The 24,654-nt window shown below is 44.7% G+C and carries 22 protein-coding genes and 1 pseudogene; 3 read left to right on the top strand and 20 right to left on the bottom strand.

Annotated elements, in window-relative coordinates; translation table 11 throughout:
* Positions 1–235 precede the first annotated feature (235 nt).
* Positions 236–1,939, top strand: coding sequence for a dihydroxy-acid dehydratase (gene ilvD, locus DW930_RS07930; protein ID WP_023027509.1), 1,704 nt, complete (start codon positions 236–238; stop codon positions 1,937–1,939).
* Between the two features lie 48 nt (positions 1,940–1,987).
* Here the strand turns inward: ilvD and DW930_RS07935 are convergent, their stop codons facing one another.
* A complete protein-coding gene (locus DW930_RS07935; RefSeq protein ID WP_006595245.1) occupies positions 1,988–2,329 on the bottom strand; it encodes a metal-sulfur cluster assembly factor in 342 nt (113 codons plus the stop codon).
* An 844-nt stretch (positions 2,330–3,173) separates the two neighbouring features.
* On the opposite strand from DW930_RS07935, the gene DW930_RS07940 reads away from it, so the two are divergent.
* Positions 3,174–4,346 carry an MFS transporter gene (locus tag DW930_RS07940; RefSeq protein ID WP_023024955.1) on the top strand — a complete coding sequence of 391 codons (1,173 nt, stop codon included), beginning with the start codon at positions 3,174–3,176 and terminating at the stop codon, positions 4,344–4,346.
* Positions 4,347–4,585: 239 nt separating this feature from the next.
* Here the strand turns inward: DW930_RS07940 and DW930_RS07950 are convergent, their stop codons facing one another.
* The 11 genes and pseudogenes from DW930_RS07950 to DW930_RS08000 all read right to left on the bottom strand — a co-directional run bounded on the left by DW930_RS07950 (position 4,586) and on the right by DW930_RS08000 (position 15,595).
* Positions 4,586–5,758, bottom strand: coding sequence for a LysM domain-containing protein (locus DW930_RS07950; RefSeq protein ID WP_023024953.1), 1,173 nt, complete (start codon positions 5,756–5,758; stop codon positions 4,586–4,588).
* A 549-nt stretch (positions 5,759–6,307) separates the two neighbouring features.
* The gene (locus DW930_RS07955; protein ID WP_123159720.1) at positions 6,308–6,931 is read right to left on the bottom strand and encodes a V-type ATP synthase subunit D; all 624 of its coding nucleotides are present in this window, start codon (positions 6,929–6,931) and stop codon (positions 6,308–6,310) included.
* 21 nt (positions 6,932–6,952) lie between these two features.
* On the bottom strand, positions 6,953–8,350 hold the full coding sequence (locus DW930_RS07960) for a V-type ATP synthase subunit B (RefSeq protein ID WP_023024949.1): 1,398 nt from the start codon (positions 8,348–8,350) through the stop codon (positions 6,953–6,955).
* A complete protein-coding gene (locus tag DW930_RS07965) occupies positions 8,337–10,127 on the bottom strand; it encodes a V-type ATP synthase subunit A (protein ID WP_123159721.1) in 1,791 nt (596 codons plus the stop codon). The genes DW930_RS07960 and DW930_RS07965 overlap by 14 nt, the downstream gene beginning before the upstream one ends.
* Before the next feature lie 33 nt (positions 10,128–10,160).
* A pseudogene (locus DW930_RS07970) lies at positions 10,161–10,810 on the bottom strand (GNAT family protein).
* Complete coding sequence (locus DW930_RS07975) at positions 10,807–11,127, bottom strand: V-type ATP synthase subunit F (RefSeq protein WP_120701392.1); 321 nt, start codon at positions 11,125–11,127, stop codon at positions 10,807–10,809. The pseudogene DW930_RS07970 and the gene DW930_RS07975 overlap by 4 nt, the downstream one beginning before the upstream one ends.
* A complete protein-coding gene (locus DW930_RS07980; protein WP_123159722.1) occupies positions 11,117–12,127 on the bottom strand; it encodes a V-type ATPase subunit in 1,011 nt (336 codons plus the stop codon). Before DW930_RS07980 ends, DW930_RS07975 begins: the two co-directional genes overlap by 11 nt.
* Before the next feature lie 8 nt (positions 12,128–12,135).
* Positions 12,136–12,726, bottom strand: a complete 591-nt coding sequence (locus DW930_RS07985; RefSeq protein WP_123159723.1) for a hypothetical protein — start codon at positions 12,724–12,726, stop codon at positions 12,136–12,138.
* 85 nt (positions 12,727–12,811) lie between these two features.
* Positions 12,812–13,291, bottom strand: coding sequence for a V-type ATP synthase subunit K (locus DW930_RS07990; protein ID WP_123159724.1), 480 nt, complete (start codon positions 13,289–13,291; stop codon positions 12,812–12,814).
* A gap of 41 nt (positions 13,292–13,332) precedes the next feature.
* Complete coding sequence (locus DW930_RS07995) at positions 13,333–15,282, bottom strand: V-type ATP synthase subunit I (RefSeq protein ID WP_123159725.1); 1,950 nt, start codon at positions 15,280–15,282, stop codon at positions 13,333–13,335.
* Positions 15,272–15,595 carry a hypothetical protein gene (locus DW930_RS08000; protein ID WP_123159726.1) on the bottom strand — a complete coding sequence of 108 codons (324 nt, stop codon included), beginning with the start codon at positions 15,593–15,595 and terminating at the stop codon, positions 15,272–15,274. The genes DW930_RS07995 and DW930_RS08000 overlap by 11 nt, the downstream gene beginning before the upstream one ends.
* A gap of 267 nt (positions 15,596–15,862) precedes the next feature.
* Between DW930_RS08000 and DW930_RS08005 the strand changes: the two genes are divergently transcribed.
* Positions 15,863–16,702 carry a MurR/RpiR family transcriptional regulator gene (locus DW930_RS08005; RefSeq protein WP_123159727.1) on the top strand — a complete coding sequence of 280 codons (840 nt, stop codon included), beginning with the start codon at positions 15,863–15,865 and terminating at the stop codon, positions 16,700–16,702.
* A 173-nt stretch (positions 16,703–16,875) separates the two neighbouring features.
* On the opposite strand, the gene DW930_RS08010 is transcribed toward DW930_RS08005, so the two are convergent.
* From DW930_RS08010 to DW930_RS08045, 8 genes are all read right to left on the bottom strand, one after another.
* The gene (locus DW930_RS08010; RefSeq protein WP_123159728.1) at positions 16,876–17,769 is read right to left on the bottom strand and encodes an ROK family protein; all 894 of its coding nucleotides are present in this window, start codon (positions 17,767–17,769) and stop codon (positions 16,876–16,878) included.
* 30 nt (positions 17,770–17,799) lie between these two features.
* The gene (locus DW930_RS08015) at positions 17,800–18,717 is read right to left on the bottom strand and encodes a dihydrodipicolinate synthase family protein (protein ID WP_123159729.1); all 918 of its coding nucleotides are present in this window, start codon (positions 18,715–18,717) and stop codon (positions 17,800–17,802) included.
* Between the two features lie 46 nt (positions 18,718–18,763).
* On the bottom strand, positions 18,764–19,411 hold the full coding sequence (locus tag DW930_RS08020) for a YesL family protein (protein WP_123159730.1): 648 nt from the start codon (positions 19,409–19,411) through the stop codon (positions 18,764–18,766).
* A gap of 21 nt (positions 19,412–19,432) precedes the next feature.
* The gene (locus DW930_RS08025) at positions 19,433–19,885 is read right to left on the bottom strand and encodes a YhcH/YjgK/YiaL family protein (protein ID WP_123159731.1); all 453 of its coding nucleotides are present in this window, start codon (positions 19,883–19,885) and stop codon (positions 19,433–19,435) included.
* 164 nt (positions 19,886–20,049) lie between these two features.
* Positions 20,050–20,889, bottom strand: a complete 840-nt coding sequence (locus DW930_RS08030; protein ID WP_023027491.1) for a carbohydrate ABC transporter permease — start codon at positions 20,887–20,889, stop codon at positions 20,050–20,052.
* A 15-nt stretch (positions 20,890–20,904) separates the two neighbouring features.
* Positions 20,905–21,792, bottom strand: a complete 888-nt coding sequence (locus tag DW930_RS08035) for a sugar ABC transporter permease (RefSeq protein ID WP_023027490.1) — start codon at positions 21,790–21,792, stop codon at positions 20,905–20,907.
* A 204-nt stretch (positions 21,793–21,996) separates the two neighbouring features.
* The gene (locus DW930_RS08040; protein ID WP_123159732.1) at positions 21,997–23,313 is read right to left on the bottom strand and encodes an ABC transporter substrate-binding protein; all 1,317 of its coding nucleotides are present in this window, start codon (positions 23,311–23,313) and stop codon (positions 21,997–21,999) included.
* Between the two features lie 144 nt (positions 23,314–23,457).
* Positions 23,458–24,156 (bottom strand): N-acetylmannosamine-6-phosphate 2-epimerase, encoded by a 699-nt coding sequence (locus DW930_RS08045; RefSeq protein WP_123159733.1) that lies wholly within the window; start codon positions 24,154–24,156, stop codon positions 23,458–23,460.
* Positions 24,157–24,654: the final 498 nt, after the last annotated feature.

The following is a 24,654-nucleotide window of genomic DNA, read 5'->3' on the forward strand; positions in this document are numbered from 1 at the left end:
GTTTTTCTCCTTTTAAGATATAAATTCAATTAGGTTTGATTTTCATCAACTTTAACAGTATAACAAAACTTTTTTGTAAAGTAAAGTTACTTGACAACTTTTTTCAAATAATTTCTTTCATCCTGCTGTTCTCCATCCTCACTCTGTTAAATTGTCTGAAAATTCAAGAATTTTCTTCTATCGTTGGACTGTAAATTGTGCTATAATAATAAAAAAATACGTGAGAGGGAATCAGATGACAGAATTAGATACACGCCATCGCAGTAGCGTCTACGACAGCATGGTCAAATCCCCTAACCGGGCTATGCTTCGGGCAACTGGGATGACCGATGAAAACTTTGAAAAACCAATTGTAGGGGTCATCTCTACTTGGGCTGAAAACACGCCTTGTAACATGCACCTGCATGATTTTGGGAAATTGGCCAAAGAAGGTGTGAAAGATGCGGGAGCTTGGCCGGTCCAATTCGGAACTATTACTGTTGCGGATGGGATCGCTATGGGAACGCCTGGGATGCGCTTCTCCTTGACTTCTCGTGATATCATCGCGGACTCTATCGAAGCGGCTATGGGTGGTCACAACGTTGATGCCTTTGTAGCTATCGGTGGCTGTGACAAGAACATGCCTGGTTCTATGATTGCTATTGCCAATATGGATATTCCAGCAATCTTTGCCTACGGTGGTACCATTGCACCAGGTAATCTAAACGGTAAGGATATCGACTTGGTTTCTGTTTTCGAAGGAATCGGAAAATGGAACCATGGTGACATGACGGCTGAAGAAGTGAAGCAACTGGAATGTAATGCCTGCCCTGGCCCTGGTGGTTGTGGTGGAATGTACACTGCCAATACCATGGCGACAGCGATCGAGGTCCTTGGGATGAGCTTACCAGGTTCATCTTCTCACCCTGCTGAATCAGCAGATAAAAAAGCTGACATCGAAGAAGCTGGTCGTGCAGTTGTCAAGATGCTTGAAATGGGACTGAAACCATCTGACATCTTGACCCGTGAAGCCTTTGAAGATGCCATTACGGTGACTATGGCCCTGGGTGGATCAACCAATGCGACCCTTCACTTGCTTGCCATCGCTCACGCAGCCAATGTTGACTTGACCCTTGAAGACTTCAACGATTTCCAAGAGCGCGTCCCTCACTTGGCAGACTTGAAACCTTCTGGTCAATACGTCTTCCAAGACCTTTACAATGTTGGTGGTGTGCCAGCTGTCATGAAATACCTTCTGAAAAATGGTTTCCTTCATGGTGATCGGATCACATGTACCGGTAAAACTGTTGCCGAAAACTTGGAAGCCTTCGCTGATTTGACACCAGGTCAAAAAGTCATCATGCCACTTGAAAATCCAAAACGTGCGGATGGTCCATTGATCATCCTGAAAGGGAACTTGGCTCCAGAAGGGGCGGTTGCCAAAGTATCAGGTGTGAAGGTCCGCAACATCACCGGTCCTGCTAAGGTCTTTGACTCCGAAGAAGCTGCCATTGAAGCGGTTCTTTCAGATGAAATCGTGGATGGCGATGTTGTTGTCGTTCGTTTCGTTGGTCCGAAAGGTGGTCCTGGTATGCCGGAAATGCTGTCCTTGTCATCTATGATCGTTGGGAAAGGCCAAGGAGACAAGGTTGCCCTCTTGACAGACGGACGCTTCTCTGGTGGTACTTATGGTCTCGTTGTCGGTCACATTGCGCCTGAAGCTCAGGTCGGTGGCCCAATCGCCTACCTCCACACAGGGGACATGGTAACAGTCGACCAAGATACTAAAGAAATCACCATGCACGTCTCAGACGAAGAATTGGCGAAACGGAAGGCTGAAACAACCTTGCCACCACTCTATAGCCGTGGGGTTCTCGGTAAGTATGCCCACACGGTATCCTCTGCTTCACGCGGTGCCGTGACAGACTTCTGGAATATGGAACAGTCTGGTAAACAATAAGATATGAAAAAACTCACTTTACGAATTTGTAAAGTGAGTTTTATTGATTTATCGCGGTGGAAGGCCAAGTGCAATACGTCCATAACGGCTGATCCGGGTAATTTTCCAAGCTGGCGACCAGGTTACTTCTACTTTGACGTCTTCAATACCGTCAATTTCTTTTAGGCGAGCGACGATTTCGATAGGCAAACTTTCCGCACAGTCACAAGCGGTATCGGTAAAGGTCATGACTACCTTGCAAGTCCCTTCCTCATCCAGATCCAACTCATAAATCAAACCAAGGTTGTAGACGTCCAATTCAACATCGGTATCAAACACAAGCTCTAACTTTTCAATCAATTGTTTCTCCAGTGCTAGGGCACGGTCGTTAATCTTGATATCCTCTCTCATCTCGCTATCCTTTCCCTCCTTTGATGAAGACTATTTTCTCACAATTCTGACAATAATGCAAGTTAACCTAGAATGAGATCGAATGACAGCTACAAATCAAACCATCCGTCTTAAGACTGATTTTAAATTACAGGAAGGTATCTTAAGCTTTCTTTAAGTTTTCCGATTTATACTAATACCATCAAATGAAGACCTCCTAACTTTGTTTGATAGAAAATCCTAAACTTTTTCATAATAATCTCCCATAAAGGCCACCAAATCAGGTGGCTTTTTTTATGGGAGTGAGACAGAACAATTTTTTAAAATTGTTCGTTGTCTCACCCCCCGCACAGTTGATTAGGTAATCTTTGGAGCTATAAGAGCGAACAAAGATACCAATCAACCACTGCGTTATGTAATTATTACCAAACCTATTTCCTTAAACCAATCCTAACAAGGACGTAGATGAGCTTAGGTACATTGATGCAGTTCGAACGACAGAGAGAACTACGTTCCTTATCTTTACGAGCATCCGTGAGTTTAGGTACGTTGACGCAGTTTGAACGCTAGTGAGAACTACGATCCTTAGAAATTTGAATGAGGTGAACTCAAAGAGTTCAACCGAATTTAGAGATATGGATGCAATTTGAGCGGAGCGAAAACTACGTTCCTATAAATATATATGCGAAGAAAGTTTGAAAACCTTCAAAATATTTTTTTCAGCTCTATCTTTCTATTGTTTACTATATTTATAGGCAAAACAGCTATTTTACAAGCTTTATTCATCGATAATCCTTTTGCCTCCTCCAAGTTCTTGTGCTATAATGATACGGATACTGTTCATTTTCAAGCAAGGAGGTACACTATGAAACAAAACCATTCACGTTTTCTCATTCCAGGAATTTTATTACTAGGAGTGGTCTTACGGGCCCCATTTACGACCCTCTCCACTGTCTTATCAGATATTGCTGCTAGCTTTGGTGTTGAGGTGAGTTCTCTCGGCCTCTTGACAAGTCTACCCCTCCTAACATTCGCTATTTTCTCTCCTTTTGCTACTAGCTGGGCGAGACGCTTTGGGATTGAGCGACTCTTTCTTGGAGTTTTGATCCTGATGACGATTGGATCTGCTCTACGCACCATCAATCTGCCTCTCCTCTATGTGGGAACTCTTTTGATTGGTGCTGCTATTGCCTTTATCAATGTCCTTCTACCAAGCTTGATCCAAGCTAATGAACCAAAACGTCTTGGCTTCTTAACAACCCTCTATATCACTGCAATGGGCTTGTCTACTGCGGTAGCTTCTTCTGTCGCTGTTCCTATTACTCAAGCTACCTCTTGGCAAGGCTTGGTCTGGGTGCTGACAGTTGTCTGTGCGGTCGCTCTTGTGATCTGGCTCCCTAATGCTCGCCACAATCATTATTTGAAAAAAAGCTCTTCTTCTCATGAAAATAAGACTAGCTGGTATAAGAATGGCAAAGTTTGGGCCATCATGCTTTTCTGTGGTCTCCAGTCTCTCTTATTCTATACCACGATGACCTGGCTTCCTACTATGGCAACCCAAGCTGGTATCAGTCAAGCCAATGCCGGAATTTTAGCATCTGTATTCACCCTGATGAGTCTTCCTTTCTCTATGACCATTCCAAGTCTTACCACCAGCCTTACTGAACGAAATCGACGTATCATGCTGATAACGACTGTTTTAGCTGGTTTTACTGGAATTGCCATGCTGTTAATAAAGACAAACAACTTCATTTACTGGTTGATTCTGAATATCTTGATTGGAAGTTTTACGAGTATCTTATTCCCTTACCTCATGGTCACCTTCTCCATGAAGTCTAGCTCTCCTGAGAAAACGGCTCAACTCTCTGGGCTAGCTCAAACAGGAGGATATATCTTTGCTGCACTTGGACCTATCTTATTTGGGTCAAGCCAACAAATCTTCCATTCTTGGACACCCGGAGTTTTACTTCTTCTGGTTGTTGTTTTATTCATGAGTATTGCTCTCTATCAAGTAGAGAAATCTGATGTTATCCTTTAATCCAATAAACCCCATTGATCAAATGGGGTTTATTTTTTATACAAAAAAAGAGAGTGGGACAGAAATCGGTCATTCGTTAGAATTCGATTTCGTCGTCCCACCTCCGCACAGTTGAGTAGGGCTATAAAAGCTGATGAAATCAGCGTAGTAGAGCCCACTCAACCACTGCGTCTTGCTCGACAATCCAAAGACAATTAAGAGGCTGGGACTTTTGTCCCAACCTCTTTGCTATGACTTGATTATGGGTTGAATGACACGTGTACGTGGTCGTAGTGATTTTCTGTTACACTTCCACGGTCTGGCATTTCATTCCAAGTATTTGCTGGTCCATAAATGTTGTCGAATGGAGCATAGAAACGTTGTTTCCAAATGATGTAGGAAATTCCATTTTCTTCAATATGATTGATTGCATATTGAGCTACTTGGTCACCGATCGCTGAACTTTCTGGAACCATAACGTCGATTGCAAGACCTTTACCGTGATCTTCTGGGTCACCAGGACGGTAACCACCGATATCAGTCAAGCCAAGTTCATTTATTACTTGTTCTTTGAAGCGAATCGCTTGAGGTTGAAGACCTTCATTTGAAGTAGGTGTCGCAGTTGAAGGAGTTGAAGCTGTCGTGTCAACAACTGGTGCTGGTGCACCATATTGTGGTGTTGAAGCAACCGCAGTAACTTCTGGTTCTGCTGGAACTTCAACGACTGGAGCTGGTTCAGCTACTGGAGCTACTGGTGCTTCCTCAACAACTGGTGCTGCTACAGGAGCCGCTACTTCAGCTGGCGCTGCAGCAGGTTGCGCAGGTGCCTCTTCAACAACTGGTGCTGGTGCTTCATCTGCTACTGGGGCTGCTGGTGCAGGTGTTTCTGCTGGTGCTTCTGGAGTTGACAAGCTTTCTGATACTTGGTCTGCCACTGCTGCTACAACTGCAGGTGCTTGAGGGAGTTCTACAGGTTGGTTGCTCTCATCTGCTACTGGTTTTGTCAAATCACCCACTGCAACAGTTTGGTTGTCTACTTTAATTTGGTTGTTGGTCAAATCAGCAGAAGTTGTCACAGTTGCATCAGCATTACCTGCTGTAGGAGTTTGGATTTCTACACCTGTCACTTGGTTTTGATCATTGACAGTTGTTGTCAAGACAGTTCCTGGGAAAATCAAATCAATGTTGCTGATTTGGTTCAAGTTTGCCAAAACAGTTACGTCAACATTCAAAGCTTCCGCAATCGTGCTTAGGGTATCCCCATATTTGATGGTGTAGGTTTGTTTGTTTTCTGAAGTTGAAATATCTGCACGAATTTCATCTACAGAACGGGCAACCCAATCTCCATTTGATTCTGCTTTACCAGTTGTAAATGGCAATACCGCCATAGCAACAGTCGAAGCAATTAGAGCCTTTTTATTTACTTTCTTCATACGTTCTTTCCTCGTTTTCTTATTATCGGAGATTTATCTCCAGACAGATACATTTAATATTCTACCACATTTTTTGTCTTTAGAATGACTCTTCTTTTCTTTTAATCTAACTGACCCTAATTTGTAACATTAACCCTTTCTTGTTACATTCTCTTAACAATTAACGACAGTTAGTACTATTTGGATAATCAAACAAATTCATTGTGTCAGAAGCTTTTGAGAGCTCTGAACCAAGGGATTTTAGAAGATTTTTCAGTCGAATAAAAGCTAAAAAAGCACCCTAAGTTCGTGTCCTGTAGACATCACTTGGGGTGCTGTTTTTAACGGCTTGTATCTTATTAATTGAACACGCCCTAAATGCTGTGTGTAAAACGCAAACTGTAATAGTACTAACTTCAAAGGCACAGTAGCTGATTGGATTTTTCTCTCGCTTTAAGAGCTCGGAAAAATCCTAATCAGCCTTGTGGGGGCAGGACAACGAAGCATTCTATACAACAGTGCTTCTGTCCTGCTCCCTATTTTCACTTTGCATTTTGCGGGCTTTGTATCTTATTTGACCTTCATCATTCTGACCAGGTTGGCGCGTTCGGCTTCTTCGAGTTTCATTTCGATATAATAGATGGTCTCCTTGAGGTCTGGAATGGTCGCATACTCCAGTCCATTTACCCGACGGCGCGTTTTTTCGATCTCATCGGCCATGAGCTGGCAAGTTTTTTCAATCTCAGCTAGACGCAGCAGGTCTGGGAAGAGTTCTTCCATTTCTTGAATGGTACTATCCATCTGACTATTGGAAGCCACGTAGCTGTAGACCACGTCTCCCTCATCGTCTCCATACGGATTATCGATATGGGCATGCATCTTGGGCACGCGCACACTCATGATATTCTCCGTCTCGATATGCAGGCTGACCTCACGCGTCGGCACCGCAAAGATTTCCTGGACCATGAGGTCATTTTCCAGACATTTGGCGAGGACAAATTCTTGCATATTTCCGACGAGAGCTGCCTCAACCTTCTGGCGGAGGCGGTCATTTTCACGGACCGATTCGATGAAGCGTCGCATGAGCTCATCTCGTTTGTCCTTGAGAAGTTTATGCCCTCTAGTTGCTGTCTTCAGACGCTCTTTGAGGGTGTTTAACTCCATCCGGGTGGGTTTGACATTTAATCGTGCCATTTGACTTCCTCCTTTCTACTCCTAGGCTTGTGCTTCCTTAGAAGTTTTTGGGAGGTATTCGTCGATCATATCATCCTTGATCCGCTTGAGCTCTGTCCTTGGCAAGATAGCCAGCAATTCCCAGCCCAGATCTAGACTTTCTTGAATGCTCCGATTGGTAGTAAAGCCTTGATTGATGTATTCCTTCTCAAAGCGATCAGTAAATTTGACATAGAGCTTGTCTGTATCTGACAAGGCAGATTCCCCAAGCACCACGGCTAACTCTTTTGCTTGTTTCCCTTGGGCATAGGCCGCAAAGAGCTGGTTCATGGTCGCCGCATGGTCTTTCCGAGTCTTCCCTTCACCAGATCCCTTGTCTTTCAAACGAGAAAGAGATGGAAGGACATTGATCGGTGGACGGTAGCCACTGTTGTAGAGATCACGGGACAGAATAATCTGACCTTCGGTGATGTAGCCTGTCAAGTCAGGAATAGGGTGGGTGATGTCATCTTCCGGCATGGAGAGGATCGGAATCTGGGTCACAGATCCTTTCTTTCCAACCAAGCGTCCGGCACGTTCGTAGAGGGTGGATAGGTTGGTATAGAGGTAACCTGGATAGCCCCGACGTCCTGGAACCTCCCGGCGGGCAGCGGATACTTCCCGAAGGGCTTCACAGTAGTTGGTCATGTCGGTCATGATGACCAAGACGTGCATGTCTTTTTCATAGGCCAAATATTCTGCCGCTGTCAAGGCAATCCGAGGAGTGGCTATCCGCTCGATAGCTGGGTCATTGGCTAGGTTGATAAAGAGGACAGAGCGGTCAATGGCTCCTGTTTCCCGAAGGTCATTCATAAAGAACTCTGCTTCTTCAAAGGTAATCCCCATGGCCGCAAAGACCACGGCAAAGTTTTCTTCGGAATTCAGTACCGTCGCTTGACGGGCAATCTGAGCTGCCAACTCCTTGTGAGGAAGACCAGAACCGGAGAAGACTGGGAGTTTTTGGCCCCGAACCAGGGTATTCAAGTGGTCAATGGCCGAGATTCCTGTCTGGATAAATTCATCTGGATAGTCCCGAGATACTGGGTTGATGGCTTGTCCATCAATATCCAAGTACTTCTCTGGGATAATCTCCGGACCACCATCGATGGGTTTGCCCATCCCGTTAAAGATGCGGCCCACCATGTCTTCGGACACTGGAAGTTCTAAGGGACGTCCGGTAAAGCGGACTTTGGCTTTTTCCAAGTTGATCCCGCTAGATCCTTCAAAGAGCTGGACCATCGCCTTGTCTTCTTGGACTTCGAGGACTTGTCCCTGACGGGTTGTTCCATCATGGAGCTTGATTTCTACGAGTTCATTGTAGCGAACCCCTTGGACCTGATCGACAATCATCAAGGGGCCAACAACTTCGCTGACAGTACGGTATTCTTTAATCACGCTCATTGTCTACTCCTCCTTGGGCTACGATTTGGTGTAGGGTTTCTACGATTTCTTCTTTCAGGGCTTGAATGGTGGCCAACTGATCCTCATGGATGAACTTGCTACGGGCAATGCGGTCCCGAAGATCTACGGTTCCTTCCATGATTTCTGTGAAGTAGGCCCCTAATTCCAACGCTTTTTGACTTTCTTGGTCAAAGGTCAGAATATTGGTCAACAAGGCCACCTGCTTGCTGAAAGAAGTATAGGTATCGACCTCATCAAAGGCATTTTGTTGCAGGTAGTCTTCACGGATCATCTTAGCCGCATTCATAGTCAAGCGGTCTTTTTCAGATAAGGAGTCCAGACCAACCAAGCGCACAATCTCTTGCAATTCACTCTCTTTTTGCAACAGATTCATGGCGCGGGTGACTTTTTCTGCCCAGCTAATCTGCTCATGCTGATCGATATATTGGCCTACCTCATCTTGGTAAAGGGAATAAGAGCTCAACCAGTTGATGGCTGGGAAGTGGCGACGTTGCGCCAACTGAGCATCCAGTCCCCAGAAGACCTTAACAATCCGCAAGGTGTTTTGCGTTACGGGCTCTGAGATATCTCCACCAGGAGGGGAAACGGCACCGATGGCTGTAATAGAGCCTTCACGTGCAGTCGTTCCGAGTGTCTTAACCCGGCCGGCCCGTTCGTAATACTCGGCAATCCGGCTACCAAGATAGGCTGGGTAGCCTTCATCTCCGGGCATTTCTTCTAGACGACCAGACATTTCACGAAGAGCTTCTGCCCAGCGCGACGTGGAATCCGCCATGATGGCAACGGAATAGCCCATATCACGAAAGTATTCGGCAATAGTAATCCCTGTATAGATGGAAGCTTCCCGCGCCGCAACTGGCATGTTAGAGGTATTGGCAATCAGAACCGTCCGTTGCATGATGGATTGGCCGGTTGTTGGATCGATCAATTCTGGAAACTCATTCAGAACGTCTGTCATTTCATTTCCACGTTCCCCACAACCAACGTAAATCACGATGTCCACATTGGCAAACTTAGCCACCTGGTGTTGCACGACGGTTTTTCCAGCTCCGAAAGGACCAGGAACAGCTGCAGCTCCACCTTTTGTCACTGGGAAGAAGGTATCAATGACCCGTTGACCTGTGACCAAAGGCTCTACTGGGATCAGTTTTTGTGCAAAGGGACGGCCTCGACGAACCGGCCATTTTTGCATCAAGGTTCCGGTAAAGAGGCTGCCATCAGCCTGCTCAATCTCATAAACTGCTTCTTCTACTGTGTAAGAACCTGCTGCAATCTTGGTCACACGCCCACTGACTCCGTAAGGCACCATGATGCGGTGTTCCACCATATTGGTCTCTTGGACGGTACCGACGATGTCTCCAGCGACCACCTCTGTCCCTTCTACCACAGTCGGTTCGAAGGTCCATTTGGTGTTACGGTCTAGATTTGGAACTTGCACCCCACGAACCAGAAAATCACTGGCTGTAACTTCTTGGAATCGTTCCAAGGGGCGTTGGATCCCGTCAAACATCTGAGAGATCAAACCTGGTCCCAACTCAACAGAGAGGGGAGCCCCAGTTGTGACCACCGGTTCACCTGGACCGACTCCAGACGTTTCTTCATATACTTGGATAGATGCCTCATCCCGACGCATCTCAATAATTTCGCCAATCAATCCAAGATCGCCGACCCGGCAAATATCTTGGATATTGGCCTCCTGCATCCCTGATGCGACCACCAAGGGACCGGAAACTTTAATAATTTTTCCTTGAGTCATGTATTCCTCCTGGGAATCCTTTGTTTCTTTGTATTACTTTTGCGCCATATCGGCTAGAGATTGCTTTTGTTGACCATTTTCATCGAAATTAGTTGGATCCAGCCAAGCTTCGAAGCGCTCTTTGATAGCTGGCCATTCTTGGTCAATGATAGACAACCAATCTGTGTCTCGAGTCCGACCTTTATAAACAAGAGCCTGACGGAAACAGCCTTCATAGGTGAATCCCAAGCGCTCAGCTGCTTTACGAGAAGCTTGGTTTAAGGCATCACATTTCCACTCATAGCGTCTGTAGCCCAAATCCTCAAACACACAGCGCGCCAAGAGATACTGAGCTTCGGTTGCCATGCGTGTCTTCTTAAGCAATGGTGAGTAGGTCACCGCTCCAACTTCAATCACTCGGTTGGCTTGATCCATCCGCATGAGAGAGAATGTCCCTAAAGCCTTGCCGGAATCTTTGTCTACAATCGCATAGTAAAAGCGACCTTGGGCTGTCATGAGATCATCCAACAGACGATCCCACTCAGCTTCATTGTGGGCAGGGCCATTGAATAGATAGGTCCACATATCTGCTGGGGAGGCTGGCCCGTGGACCTGATAAAGATCCGCTCAATAGCTGGTAGACGCCCCGGTGTAAAATCCGGCAGTGCATCTCCAATCGCTTGGCCAAATTCATTTGTTCTCATAAAATATCCTGCCCCACTGCTTTTTCGACATTATCCCGAATGCGTTTCCGTCCTAGCCCAGTCGAGCCCTTATGAGTAGGAATCAAGATGACTGCTGGAGTTACTTGGCGATCGTAGTGGGCAATGGTATCTGGGATTTCCTGAGCCATATCTTCCGTCAGATAGATGATGCCAAAATCTTCTTGGCTCAAGTGACGTAAGGTATTAATGGTTTCCTGAGCCTCTGCTACGGGAAAGGTCTGAAAGCCAATCATCTGAAAAGGAAGGATAGCATCTCGGTTTCCCACAACGGCAATTTTTTGCGTTTTACTGGCCATAGATCGGTCTCATCCTTTCTTTTATTTTGTCAATTGGAAGCTGATTGTCCAGACCTGTCAAGACCAAACGTAAATTCTTCACCTCCAGCTCTTTTCCAAAAAGATAGCGAGCTAAAGGCAAGGGGCCGTCTGTCTCAAAGGAAGCTTGTTCCAAAATTCGGTACTTAATCACATGCTCCAGGTATTCCACTGTCTCAGCGCTCACTCTCCCTGCTCGCATCTGCTCTTCGTACCGAGTCAGTTCCACATCATAAGGCAAGGGATTGACTTGTTGGAACCAACTGATGAGGTTGCCCTGCTCCACACATTGGATGACTTCTCTTGCCGAGAGCGTCCCTGCATCAGACAAGAGTTGCTTCATAAAGCTTCCTGGCTTTTTCAAGCTGAGGGCCCGCTCAACTGTGATGACATTGTAACAATCAATGGTCAAGGTGACCAGCGATTCTAAAAGTGGATGCTCGAGGTTTTCCACCAAGCGTTTGAGATGATCAAAGTAAGCCAGATCCATGCCGATTTCCAGAACTCGAATATCCTGATAGTCGACATATTCCTGCCAGGTCGCTGCTACTTCCTGAGCCATAAACTCTGGGCAGTTCTCTGAAGAAAAGGTCTTGGCTACTTGTTCAAGAACTGCTAAGGAATAGGGACCTGCATCCAATAATAGGAAGTTCAACTCCCGCCCCGTTGCTCGCTCTTTCAAGAAAACCTTGAGATTGTGATAGGTGTACTTGAGGGCAAAGAGGTCGACCACAGCTGGATTCGGAGCTACTTGATAAGCCCAGTCATACTCTGCTAGAAGGTGCTTCATCAAGGCTTGCTCGACAACTTGGACTTGACGCAGTTGATCTGCCTCCAAGGCATAGGTCGTCCCTTGCAAGAGACTGGCACGCGCTTCTGCATCTGGGCTGGTCAGAAGAGCATCAAACTGAGCTGGACTCAAAAAACTAGCTTCACGTACACTAATCCCGGTATTTACTTGAGAATACGTCCGTTCACTCATAGGCCCTCCTAGTTCTTCTCTTCTTTAAAAATGCTAGCTGCCATATGGAAGCTCTGCTCCTCCCGTACAGCATCGACGAGATCACGGTAGAGATAGCTGGCATCCACTTTGCCAAAGGAAAGGATAAAACCTGCTTCTTGGGCAAGAGTTTCTTTTGCTAACTGAAGCTGTGGATAGGCCTCTATCAAATCCTGACAATCTTGATCCGTTAGTTTTTCTGCCGTCACAGCACCTAGGGTTAAGACCATTGCTTGGTCTGCATAACGAGGAAGAACGCGGTGAAGAAATGCAAGTTCTTCTTCACGTGACCAAGTCGCCATTTTCTGGTAGGCGTCCGCAAACAGCTCTTTTAAAACCCGTTGCTTGGTGACCAATGTTGATTGACGTTTTTGATTTTCGATTTGTTGGCTTTCACGTTGCAAGTGGCGCTCAATCGTCTGCAATTGAACCGCCCGTTGGTGTAACTTTTCTTCTACCAAACGAGTTTCCTGCAACTGGGCTTCTGCTTGGACCTTAGCCGTCGCTTCCGCCACTAATTTCCGGCCTTTTTCATGAGCCTGTTCAAGGATGGAGTCCTTTAATTGGGAATAATCCGTCATTGTTATTATTTCCTCCTTTGGAGTTCTTCACCACCGATAAAAGACGAAGAGAAGCCTCCTCTTCTTTGGCTTAGGTGTGTCTAGATTAGCCGACGCGAAGAGTCAAAAGGAAGGACACAACGAAGGCCAAGATGGCATAGGTTTCAACCATGGCCGCAAGGATAACCCCTTTCATCATGTCTTCTGGGCGTTTTGCCAAGATTTGCATCCCAGCAGTTGCGACATTCCCTTGGTGTTTCGCTGAGAAATAGCCAACAATCGCTACTGGAAGAGCTGTGAAGAAGTAAGCGACTCCTGTTTCAAGAGCCATATCTGGCTTAATTTGCAACCAGATCAAGATTCCGATAACGAAACCATACAGACCTTGTGTACCTGGCAACAATTGCAAGATCAAAGCTTGGGCGAATTTTTCTGGTTGTTCTTTCAAGAGTGCAGCAGCAGCCTGACCAGTCTTACCAACACCGAGGGCTGAACCCATTCCGCTAAGAGACACCGCAATGGCTACACCAAGTGCTGCAAAGAAGGCACCCCCATGGGTTGAGAAATATGAAGCTAAAGATTCCATGAATATACTCCTATAAAATTTTTTATGATTGATTTACTGAATTATTTTTTTGTTTTGACATAGCGTTCCGACGGTTTTAGAGGTCGGAAGGGTTTGCCACCACCCTCGTAGAACTTGCCAAAGAACTCGACAAAGATCAAACGAGCCCCGTGCACGTATCCTGATAAGAAGGACAGGAACATGTTGATAGCATGGAGTAGGACAAAGAGGACAAGGCCGACTGTGAACCGTCCCAGAGTCGGGAAGAGATTGACAATCAAGTTAAAGGCTGACCCGATGCTAGCCCCAGATAAACCGAGCGCCATCAAACGGGTGAAGCTGACCAAGTCTCCGACATAGCCACTAACATTGTAGAGGTTAAACAAACCTGCTGCTAATCCTGATAATTTCTTGGCACTGACAATGGACACCACCAGAATCCCAATCGCATTGAGAATAGCTAGCCACTGGCCAATGGGAACTAGGTAGGATAAGCCTGGTAGGATATTTCCGACTGCTAAGAGCATCAAACCTAATAAGATCAAGACCCAGGCAAAGCCTGCATTGTAGGCTTCCGTATAGTCTTTCAGGCGGACATTTTTCATCCCTCCTAGGAAGAGACCAACCAAAACGGTGATGAAACCAAAGACAACCGATAGGATCAAGATGGTCATAGCATTGGTGGTCGTGCTGATCAAAGCAAAGGGCATCTCAAAGCCGAAGAAGGAACCATATACGACTCCCCAAAGGGCTACCGAGATTCCTAAGAGGCAGAAAAAGCGAAGGTTTTTTGCTGCGCTCGGCTGTAGCTGGAAAGCTTTTAGAGCAAGGCCAGTTGCCAGCGTTAACAAGAGGCCATAGCCAATATCTGCTACCATCATGCCAAAGAAAACAAAGTAGAAGAGAGAGACGATTGGCGTCGGATCTTTCTCGTAATACTTGGGCAGGGCATACATCTCAGTCACCAACTCGAAAGGCTCCACCAAGGCATTGTTTTTCAGTTTGATTGGCACCTGATCCCATTCTTCTTGGGTAACCTCTCGCGTCTGCAAGACGACTTGGTGCCCAAATTCCTTTTGAAGTTTGGCCTTTAAAGCTTCGAGTTGAGAGGTCTCAATCCATCCTTCTAATGCGACTAGATGGGCTGTACTGGCAAGAGAGCCTTTAGCCTCTTCCCGAGCTCCTAGACTCAAGACATAATCGAGTTGGTACTTGAGTTGATTGAGATCTTCCTTGGCTTGGCTGAGCCTTTCCAAAGTAGCCGCTTCAACAGCACCTTGTTCTTTGATCTCTCTCTTGAGTTGCTCCAAACGTTCTTTCGGCAGGGTCTCTCCCTGATAGTCAAACTCTTTGAAATGCGAACTGGTCAGCGTATCTTGAAGATCCGCTAAGTCACCAGACTTATACAGGACAATGACTCCATGCTCTGTTTCCGAGCTGAAAACTACATCAACCTCTACATCTGGGTGCGCTAGCAAGGCTTGACGCGCCTGATCCTGTTCACTATTGGGAATGGTGCCGATTAAGCCATGAACATAGCGGAAACGCTTGAGCTGGTCCGGTGTCATTGTCAAGTCAACCCATTTTTCCAAAGAGGCAAGCTCTTCTTGAGCTAGCTGGATGCGATCCCGCGCCTTTGCTAAGACAGCCAATTGTTTTTGCACCGACTGTAAGAGACGTTGCTCATCACGGATAAGCCCATGAGACTCTAAATCGTGAAAAGACAAAGACAAGGGAGTTTCTTTTAGTTTTTCTAATCCCTTCTTTTGAGGAATAAAAGGCTCCAAGGCCTGAATGGCCTTTTCTAACTGCTCTTCCCGACGTCTTAGTTCATCCAGTCTTTGAGCTGATCCTTTGGTCCTATCACTCGTCTGGAAAGCAACTTGCCAGTCCTCTTGCTCGCTCAAATCATAGATTTGGACGGATTCCTCTGACTGAAGTGACAAGAGAAGCTCGTCCATTAGATTTGTGGGCAAGACTAGGGAAAGGTGTTGCATTGGGCTAATTGCCATAGGTTGCTACCACCTTTTCTACAATTTCGTCTACCAAAGCTGCTCGCTTATTTGTCATGGCTTGCTGCACCTTTTCGTCATTGCGCTGGCTGGTCACTGCAAGGTCTGCTTCCAAGCTAGCAATCGTCGCTCTCGAGGAATCTTCCCGCTCTGCTACTAACTTAGCGGTCTCTTTGTCATAGGATGCTGCTACCTCCTGTAGGTGATCACCTAGCTGTTGGCGCAAATCTTGGACCTGATCTTCGTAACTTGCGACAACGGCTTCTGCCGCCATTTCAATCTCTTGCATCATTTCTAGAGTTGCGTTGGCCATCACTCCACCTCCTTACCTCTTCCTTTACGAGAAGGAACAAATTCTTGTGTAAATTATAACATATTTTAACAACTTTTTTCAGCGTCTTTCCTTTGTTTCCAGAGGTTATTTTTCTAACAAAGGTGATTTAAAAGAGACGCTGATTCTGTTCCTTCTTTCAGTCGTTCGCTGGTCGTACTCCTTGTATATCCCGGTTTTTTATGTTATACTGTGAAATATATTATAGGATTTTCTCCATGTGTAACCTCAGTTGAAAGGAGGACCGCTGTGAAACAAGATCGTGATCTCCGAAGCATTATTAAGAGCCATCAAGAAGAAATGACGGAGCTAGAGTTAGACATTGCCCGCTATTTTTTATCTCCTGAAGCACAGCAACACTCTCTTTCCTCGTCTAGAGTGACGGAACTGTTGCATGTATCAAAAGCTGCTTTGACCCGTTTTTCCCAAAAGTGTGGCTTCACAGGCTATCGAGAATTTATCTATCACTTTAACGAAGAAACCAAATCTCAAAAGCAACAATCCCCGCACGGCGAATTAACACAGGATGTCTTGCGTCGCTACCAGCAGGTCCTTCAGGCTACAGAAACCCTAGCAAAAGACGAGCAAATCAAAGAAGTCGCTAACTTAATCACTCAAGCAGATCGGGTCTACTTCTTTGGAAAAGGAAGCTCAGGATTGGTGGCTTCTGAGATGAAACTTCGCTTCCTTCGACTGGGCGTTGTTTGCGAAGCCTTAACCGATCAAGACGGCTTTGCATGGACGACCAGTATCTTGGATAAATCCTGCCTGGTCATTGCCTTCTCTCTATCGGGAACTACCCGCTCGATTATCCATAGCCTCCTGGATGCTCAAGAAATGGGGGCAAAAACCGTTCTTCTTACTGCTCAACCAGACGCTATCAAAGAGGACTTTACGGAAATTTTACCAGTTGCTCCCCTACCTGGAAGCACCTATATCGACCGTATTACGGCAACCCTTCCCTTCTTAACCACGATTGATTTAATCTATGCTTACTTTCTCGAAATGGATCGGGAACGTAAAGAAAGAATTTTCAATAGCTATTGGGAAAACAAAAAACTCAATGGCTACGATTCACGTAGACGCTAGTCTTCTGATTTATCACCAGGAGCTGAGGATCCTTTCCTCGGTCTCCTGGTTTTTAATCTTCTTAAATGACTATAGATATAAGTCCTTTTTTGAAAATTATCTAGCTGTTTTATGTAAAACAATAGTTTGTCTACATTCAAAAAATGCTCACCTAAGTGGTGAGCATTTTTGATTTAATTGCGTCTGGCTTGTTGTTGTTTGAAATGGTAGTAAGCTCCTACCATCCCTGCCGTATTTTGATGATGCGCAAACTCCAATTGCGTCTTGTCTGCTAGGCTTGGAACGAGGGAGTCTTTGAGGGCTGCTGAAATCTTTGGTTTCAAAATAGCTTCCTGTCCCATAACTCCACCACCAAGAATAACCACTTGAGGATTGACAACATAACAAATATTGGCAAGCCCCTTGCCTAGGTAGTCGACCATGCGATCGATTCCTGCCATACAGATGGTATTTCCCTGGGTCGCTTCCTTGAATATGCGACGTCCACTCCATTGTTCGACAGGGTCCCCATGTTGCTTGGCAACATATTCAACTAAAGCTGTTGTTGAAGCCAAATCTTGGAAGGCGCCATCTTGAAGATGAAGGTAACCTACCTCGCAGGCAGAATTGCTAAAGCCATGGAAAATCTCCCCATTGATCAAGAGACAACCACCAATGCCAGTACCGACCGTTAAACAGACGGCAACTTGAGCACCCTGGCCATTCCCTGACATGACTTCTGCTAAACCAGCACAGTTGACGTCATTTTCAATTTCGCAGGGGATATGATAGGTCTCTTCAATTTCTTTTTTGAACTGAGTTCCTGCATAATTAGGAATCTGAGGGCCTGCATAAAAGATTTCCCCCTTATCGGGATCAACCATCCCAGCTGACGAAATACAGACTCCAAGGATGGTATTTTCTTCGAGGTAAGATTCTACTAAAGCTTTGGTTTTCCCTAGAATCCCAGGTCCCCCTTTTTCAGCTTCTGTCGGCATTTCATGCGACTCAATCAAATTCTCTGCTTCATCAATCAGACCATATTTGATATTGGTCCCACCGATATCAATCGCTAGGTAATAGGCCATACACCTCTCCTTTCCGATTTACACTCTTTTTTAAAGGAAACGTTCCTTGACTTCACGGATTAAGCTAGCAGCTTTTTGAACCACTTCCTGGTCTCCTTCAGTTACTGGACTTAATGGACTCCGAACAGATCCCAGTTCTAGACCTTCATTGATCCGCAAGACTTCTTTAATGACGCCATACATGTTTCCATGAGCAGACGTCAAGACTCCGATAATGCCATTGATGGCAAATTGCAAGGCACGCGCAGTCTCCAAGTCCTTATCCGCAATCAATTGATTGAGTTTCAAGAAGAGCTCAGGCATGGCACCATAAGTGCCTCCAATCCCCGCTCCTGCTCCCATCAGACGGCCACCTAAGAATTGCTCATCCGGACCATTGAAGACGATATGGTCTTCACCACCTAAAGAAGCAAAGGTTTGAATATCCTGCACAGGCATCGAAGAGTTTTTCACCCCAATGACCCGTTGGTTTTTCAACATTTCTTTATAAAGACTCGGTGTCAAAGCCACTCCTGCTAATTGCGGGATATTGTAGATAACAAAGTCTGTGTTTGGCGCCGCTGCGCTGATTTCATTCCAGTAGTGGGCGACACTATACTCTGGCAAGCGGAAGTAAATAGGCGGAATGGCCGCAATGGCATCTACTCCTAGTTCTTCTGCATGTCGTGCTAATTCCACGCTATCCTTGGTGTTATTGCAGGCTACGTGAGCGATGATGGTCAATTTCCCTTTAGCCACTGCCATGACTTCTTCTAAGACTAGCTTGCGATCGGCCACACTCTGATAGATACATTCGCCGGAAGATCCGTTGACATACAAGCCCTGCACACCTTTCGCGATAAAATATTCTACGAGAGCACGCACCCGCTCCGGGCTAATTTCTCCTTGGTCATCATAGCAAGCGTAAAAAGCTGGGATGACTCCTTCATATTTTTTTAAATCTGACATTCTTTTTTCCTTTCACGAATGTTTACAAAATCCTATTTTTTCTTTTTTATTCTTTAAAACGAGCAAATATTTTTTCCATCAATCCAACCTGTAGGAAGGTCAGGCTAGAAAAACCAATCAAGAAGAAGACCATGAGCCCTAGTAGAAAGCTTAAGACAGAAGTCACAAAAACCATAGCTACTAGCAACAAGAAAGTCCCCATAACGAAAAACCATGGGAAATACAAACCGGTTACAATCAGAGCTTTTTGAAGACACTCTACCCAAGTCAAGCGGTAACGCGCCGCAATTGGATAGGCCGCTAGCATGACCAGAACTAGGAATATGAAGAGTCCTAGACACACAGCTTTTAACACCTGCATCGGCAAAGCTGTCTGGTTCCAAAAGAGCAACAAGTCAAAGAGACAGATCCCTGAAACGAGCAACTCAATTCCTCCGAGCTGAAGACCCAACTTCCAATTTTCGCGAAAGGCGCTGATGTAGGTCCGAATGACTGGTAGGCGACGCTGATGTTTGATCGCAAAAACCGTTTGATACAAACTAATCTTCGCGATTCCGATGGTAACAATCGGTAGACAGCTCAGCACAAAAAGAAGATTGACTGTGACTAAGTCCGCTATTTTCTCGCTGATTCGCATCACCAGATTATCTGTATTAAAAACTGTTTTGATCAATCCTGTTTCTCTTTGTGACATACCGTCTCCTTTCTGACTCTCTTAATCGATTAAAATCTTCACTAACTGTTTTCGAACCTTATCTTCTTGACCCGCATAACCATTAGGCTGGTGAGGTTCTCCTGGGAAGAAAATCGCAAAATTATGATAACCCAGATGTAGCGGATAAGACTCCTGACAATGGACAAATCCGATGTCCGATGCTTCATCAAATGCGATAGCCTCATCTGTCATACGAGATCCATAACTCGAAAACTCATGCCCTTCTACTAATAGATGCAAATCGGCATATTTTTTGTGATGCTCAAAGCGGTTGCTTTCTTCTTTATTGAGGGTATTTTCTTGAACAAGAAGAAAAACCTTATCCCCATCAATATCGTATCTCCCCAATTCAAAAGAATCCTTCCGATGCTCATAGAGAAAATCAATGGCCTGATCTAGATTGGGGTGGATTCCCTTGTAAAAGGTGATGTTTTTTAAATCATCAAATATCATACACTCATCCTTTCGACACTTCTTAAGACGAGAAAAGAAAATAAGCCGCTTCTTCTCCAGTCCCTTCTAGGGCACCGATGAGGTGTGGAGCTCGCAAGAGCCCTACACCTCTCAGCCTAGAAAAAAGTATCTGTACACAACTATCGTTTGTCCAAACGGACAACTTATCCTTTGACCGCTCCCATAGTAATCCCTTGGGTGAAGGATTTTTGGAAAACGAGGAAGACCGTAACGATTGGCACCGCTGCTAGGGCCGCCCCAGCCATGATCAAGCCATAGTTAGTAGCCATTTCAGCCTGCATGGTCGCAACCCCTAGTGAAATGGTCAAGTTTTGACGAGAGGTCAACATAACCAATTGCATAAAGTAATCGTTCCAAGTGTTGATGAAGGTGAAGATGGCAAGGGCTGCAAATCCCGGCTTGACAATCGGGAAGGCAACGCTCCAGAAAGTCCGTAACTCTCCACAACCATCGATCTTAGCGGATTCTAAGAGTTCTGTTGGGATGTTTTCACTAAACTGCTTCATCAAGAAGACCCCGAATGGCCATCCAACCAGTGGCAAGATAACCGCTGCTAGGGTATCGTGAATTCCCATAAAGTTGATGATCCGTACCAATGGAACCAAGACAACTTGCTTCGGAAGGGCCATGGCTGCGATAAAGGTAGCGAAGAGAATTCGTTGACCATAGAAGCGTTTCTTAGCTAAGACATATCCTGCCAAGGAAGAGGTCATACACACTAAGAGCATGGTGGCAAGGGAGATGAAGACACTGTTCCACAACCATTGTAGAGCTGGGTTTTGTACCATCAACTGTTGGAAATTTTCCATGGTTGGTGTCTTTGGCCACCACTGAGGTGGGATCATAATGGTATCTGGTTGAGACTTAAAGGCCCCTGTCAAAATCCAATAAAATGGGAAAATGAACAAGACTGTCAAAAGGAGCAAAACGATGGTGGAAATCACTGTAAAGGCAGTGATGGGTTTCTTTTGTGTTGATTTCATCTGAGGCTCCTTTCTTTAGTATTCTACGTCGTTTCCGAGGATCTTGAATTGCGCAAAACTAATAATGGCAATCATCACCGCAAGGAAGACACCCATGGTGTTGGCATAACCGTATTCAGAGAGTTTAAAGGCTTTTTCATATAAGTAGTACATAAGGGTACTTGTTGAGTAGTTAGGACCACCAGATGTCAACAATTGGATCAAGGCGAAACATTGGAAAGAGTTAATGGTCGTAATGATCGCAATATACAGGGTTGTTGGCAACAAGCTTGGCCATTTGATCTTCCAGAAAACTTGAAGTTCTGTCGCACCATCGACACGCGCTGCTTCTACGAGAGAATTATCAATATTTCCCATAGCTGCGATGTAGAGGATGATTGGTTGACCAACAGAGGTGGTCAACAAAATAATGATGATGGCCATCAAAGCCCAGTGTTTGTCCCCCAACCAAGAAATATTTTGGTTGATGACATGTCCAGATTTCAATACAAAGTTCAAAATACCTGATAGTGGATCATAGATCCATTTCCATACCACTGTAACGGCTACACTCCCTGTAACAACAGGAAGGAAGAAGACGAAACGATAGAAGGAACGGGCAATGGCATTTTGATGATAGGTCTGAGAAGCCACAAACAAGGAAAACAATACTACGATTGGAACGGATCCAATAACGATGATAACGGTATTGATCAAGGACTTGATAAAGACCTTATCCGCAAACATGCGGGAATAATTTTCAAAACCAACAAATTTGAAGGAGGTCATAGAGTAATTGAAGAAACTAGTGACAAACCCCATAATCATTGGTGCTAATACAAAGACAATAAAGAAGATTAAAATGGGTGCTAAGAATGCGTAGGAAACCAGCGTCTCCCTCATTCGGATTTTGTTTACCTTCACAATAAGGCACCTCCTGATGTTCTTTTTCTATTTTGATTACTTGATTCTTTATTTGAAGCAATTCCATGTTGCTTCAAATAAAGAATCAATAGGAAGAATGAAAACACAAAGGCCCCCTCTTTCAATCTACACATGGAGATAAGAAATCGAGGGGCCTATGCTTTCTTATTTCTATGAAAGGATCATTTTAATTTCATAGATGATCTATTTTTTCTTGATCGTTTCGTTTGCTTTTTCGGTGAATGTCTTCAAAGCATCTTCTGCTTTTTCATCTCCGTTTGAAACAGATTGCAACATTGGGAACCAAAGTGTACGCATTTCTGCAAAGCCGTCGATTGTGTTGTAGTATGGTGAGTAGTATTGAGTCCAAGTGCTGATGGTTTCCATCCGTTTGTCATCATACAATTTACCAAATGAGCTACGAACTGGGAAGGCACCTGTACGAACAACGTTCTTAGGACCCCATTCTTTGTCATCAGCGATGAATTGAACAAATTTCTTAGCTGCTGCTACTTTCTTTTCATCCTTGTTGTTGAAGACTGCAAAACCATTGACAAGGTATTCCAATTTTGGTTTGCCTGAATCAGATGGGAATGGTACTTCGACTACTTCAACTTTACTTGCGTCCAACAATTTAGCTTGGATACCGTTTTGTGAAGGTGCCCACAAAATAGTGTAAGAAGTTTGACCGTTGGCAAAGTTTTGGATGTCTGCTCCACCATCAAATTGGGAACCGTTCATAAGCAAACCGTCTTCAATCCATTTAGATGCTTTTTCCAAACCTTTAACGAACTTAGGATCATCTGTAGTATATTTTGTTACTTTTTCATCTGTAACAGAACCACCGTAAAGGTTGGCGATAAAGGCACGAGTACCTTGGTCTCCACCTTGACCATTACTGAAGAGTGATCCTGGTGTGTAGCCTTTGTCTTTCAAAGCTTTCAAGACTTTTTCGAAGTCGTCTGTAGTCCAGCCTTCTTTGACAAGGTCTAGAACTCCTGCATCTTCCAACATTTTCTTGTTCATGGCCATGTAGAATGGTGCTGAACTGATTGGATACATGTAGGCAGTGTCGCCGGCCTTGCTAGCTTGGATGATATTGTCGTTGTTGACATCTTTTACAAAATCTTCAGTAAAGAGATCATTCAAGTCAGCCAATTTACCATTTTTACCGTATTGGATAATCCGCCCTGGTGCGTCAAAGAGCACGTCTGGAGCAGTTCCTGCTTCAATAGCTGTCGTGATTTTTTCAGGACCAGATTTGAAGTCGATGGTTTCTAGTTTAACCTTGATATCTGGATTGGCTTTTTCGAAAGCTTCGATAATAGATTTTTCGTAGGTACCTACACCATCATCAGCTTTCTCTTGAGTAAAGACTGGGAAGGCCCACCAAGTGATTTCTGTTTTACCAGAGTTATCGCTTGAAGATTCAGACTTGGATCCTCCTCCAGATCCACAAGCTGCAAGTGCTAGCACCGCTGCACCAGCTACTAACGAGTACAGTACTTTTTTCATTTTCATGTGATTTCTCCTCACGTTTGCGGTAAGATTTCTCTTACTTAGTGTATCCTCACTGAGGACAGTGGTCATTAAGTATTCTCATTTCTACTGGGTGACTTCTCTCTTCCTAGCTTCCTCCTTGTCTCTTTTTACTGTTCTTTTTTTCTATTTTAAAGCTGCGACGAAGCGTTCTGTAATTTCTTTAGGTCGCGTAATAGCTCCTCCTACTACAAGCCCTCTGACCCCCAGGTCGTTAATTTCTTTGGCTTGTGCAGGATAGTGGATCTTACCTTCAGCAATCACATCGACACCCGCTTGGCAGAGTTGGCGAATCAGCTCAATGTCAGGTCCGTCTATTTTCGGACTATAATCTGTGTACCCAGATAAGGTCGTTCCGACAAAATCAACCCCTGCTTCGACAGCTGTTAAGCCTTCTTCAAAGGTGCTGATATCTGCCATCAAGAGTTGGTCAGGATATTTCTCCTTCACTTGGTGGATAAAGTCGACAATCGATAGACCGTCATGACGCGGACGTTTGGTACAATCCAGTGCAATCACTGCGATATCTAATACAGCCAATTCATCAACTTCTTTCATCGTAGCAGTAATGAATGGTTCTTCAGGAGGATAATCTCGTTTGATGATCCCGATAATCGGAAGCTTTGTCACTTCCTTGATTTCTTTGATATCGCGGACGCTATTGGCCCGGATTCCAACCGCTCCTCCTTGCTCAGCTGCTTTCGCTAAGAGAGGAATCACACCTCCAGCCTCTGTATAGAGAGGTTCATGAGGAAGCGCCTGACAAGAAACGATAATGCCGTCTTTGATCTGTTGAATTAATTCTTCTTTCGTGATCTTGGACATACATTCCATCTCCTTTGTTTATTACGTCAACTCGAGTACTTGTAAAGTTATTATATAGTATTTTTAAAGCGCTTACAATATTAACTGACCAAATTGATAATAGTTTCATATTTTAAACTATTATTTCCTCCCTCTGAAACTAGTTTCAGAGATTTAAACATTCTAAAACTTTTTAACAAATTTTTTTCATTTCCAGATTTTTATACGAATAGTATAAGTGACCAAACAAAAAGAAAGGAGGACCACAGATGTACTATACTCCCATTATCATCCCATGGTTTTTGTATTACTTCTTCCGCAAATAAATAAGGAAAGGGAATACCTAACATGAAAAAGAATACCAGAGCTTTTGTTTTATTGATCTTGCTTTCATTGATTTTATTTTAAACAAAAACTTGAAACGTAAGCTAAACACTGCATTGGCTATTTAACCTTATCCTTGCTTCATCTAATCAGCTCAGCTGACACAAAATGAACAAAAGTCAACCACATACAAGC

The organism is Streptococcus sp. AM43-2AT (genome assembly GCF_003603405.1).
Lineage (GTDB): Bacteria > Bacillota > Bacilli > Lactobacillales > Streptococcaceae > Streptococcus > Streptococcus ilei.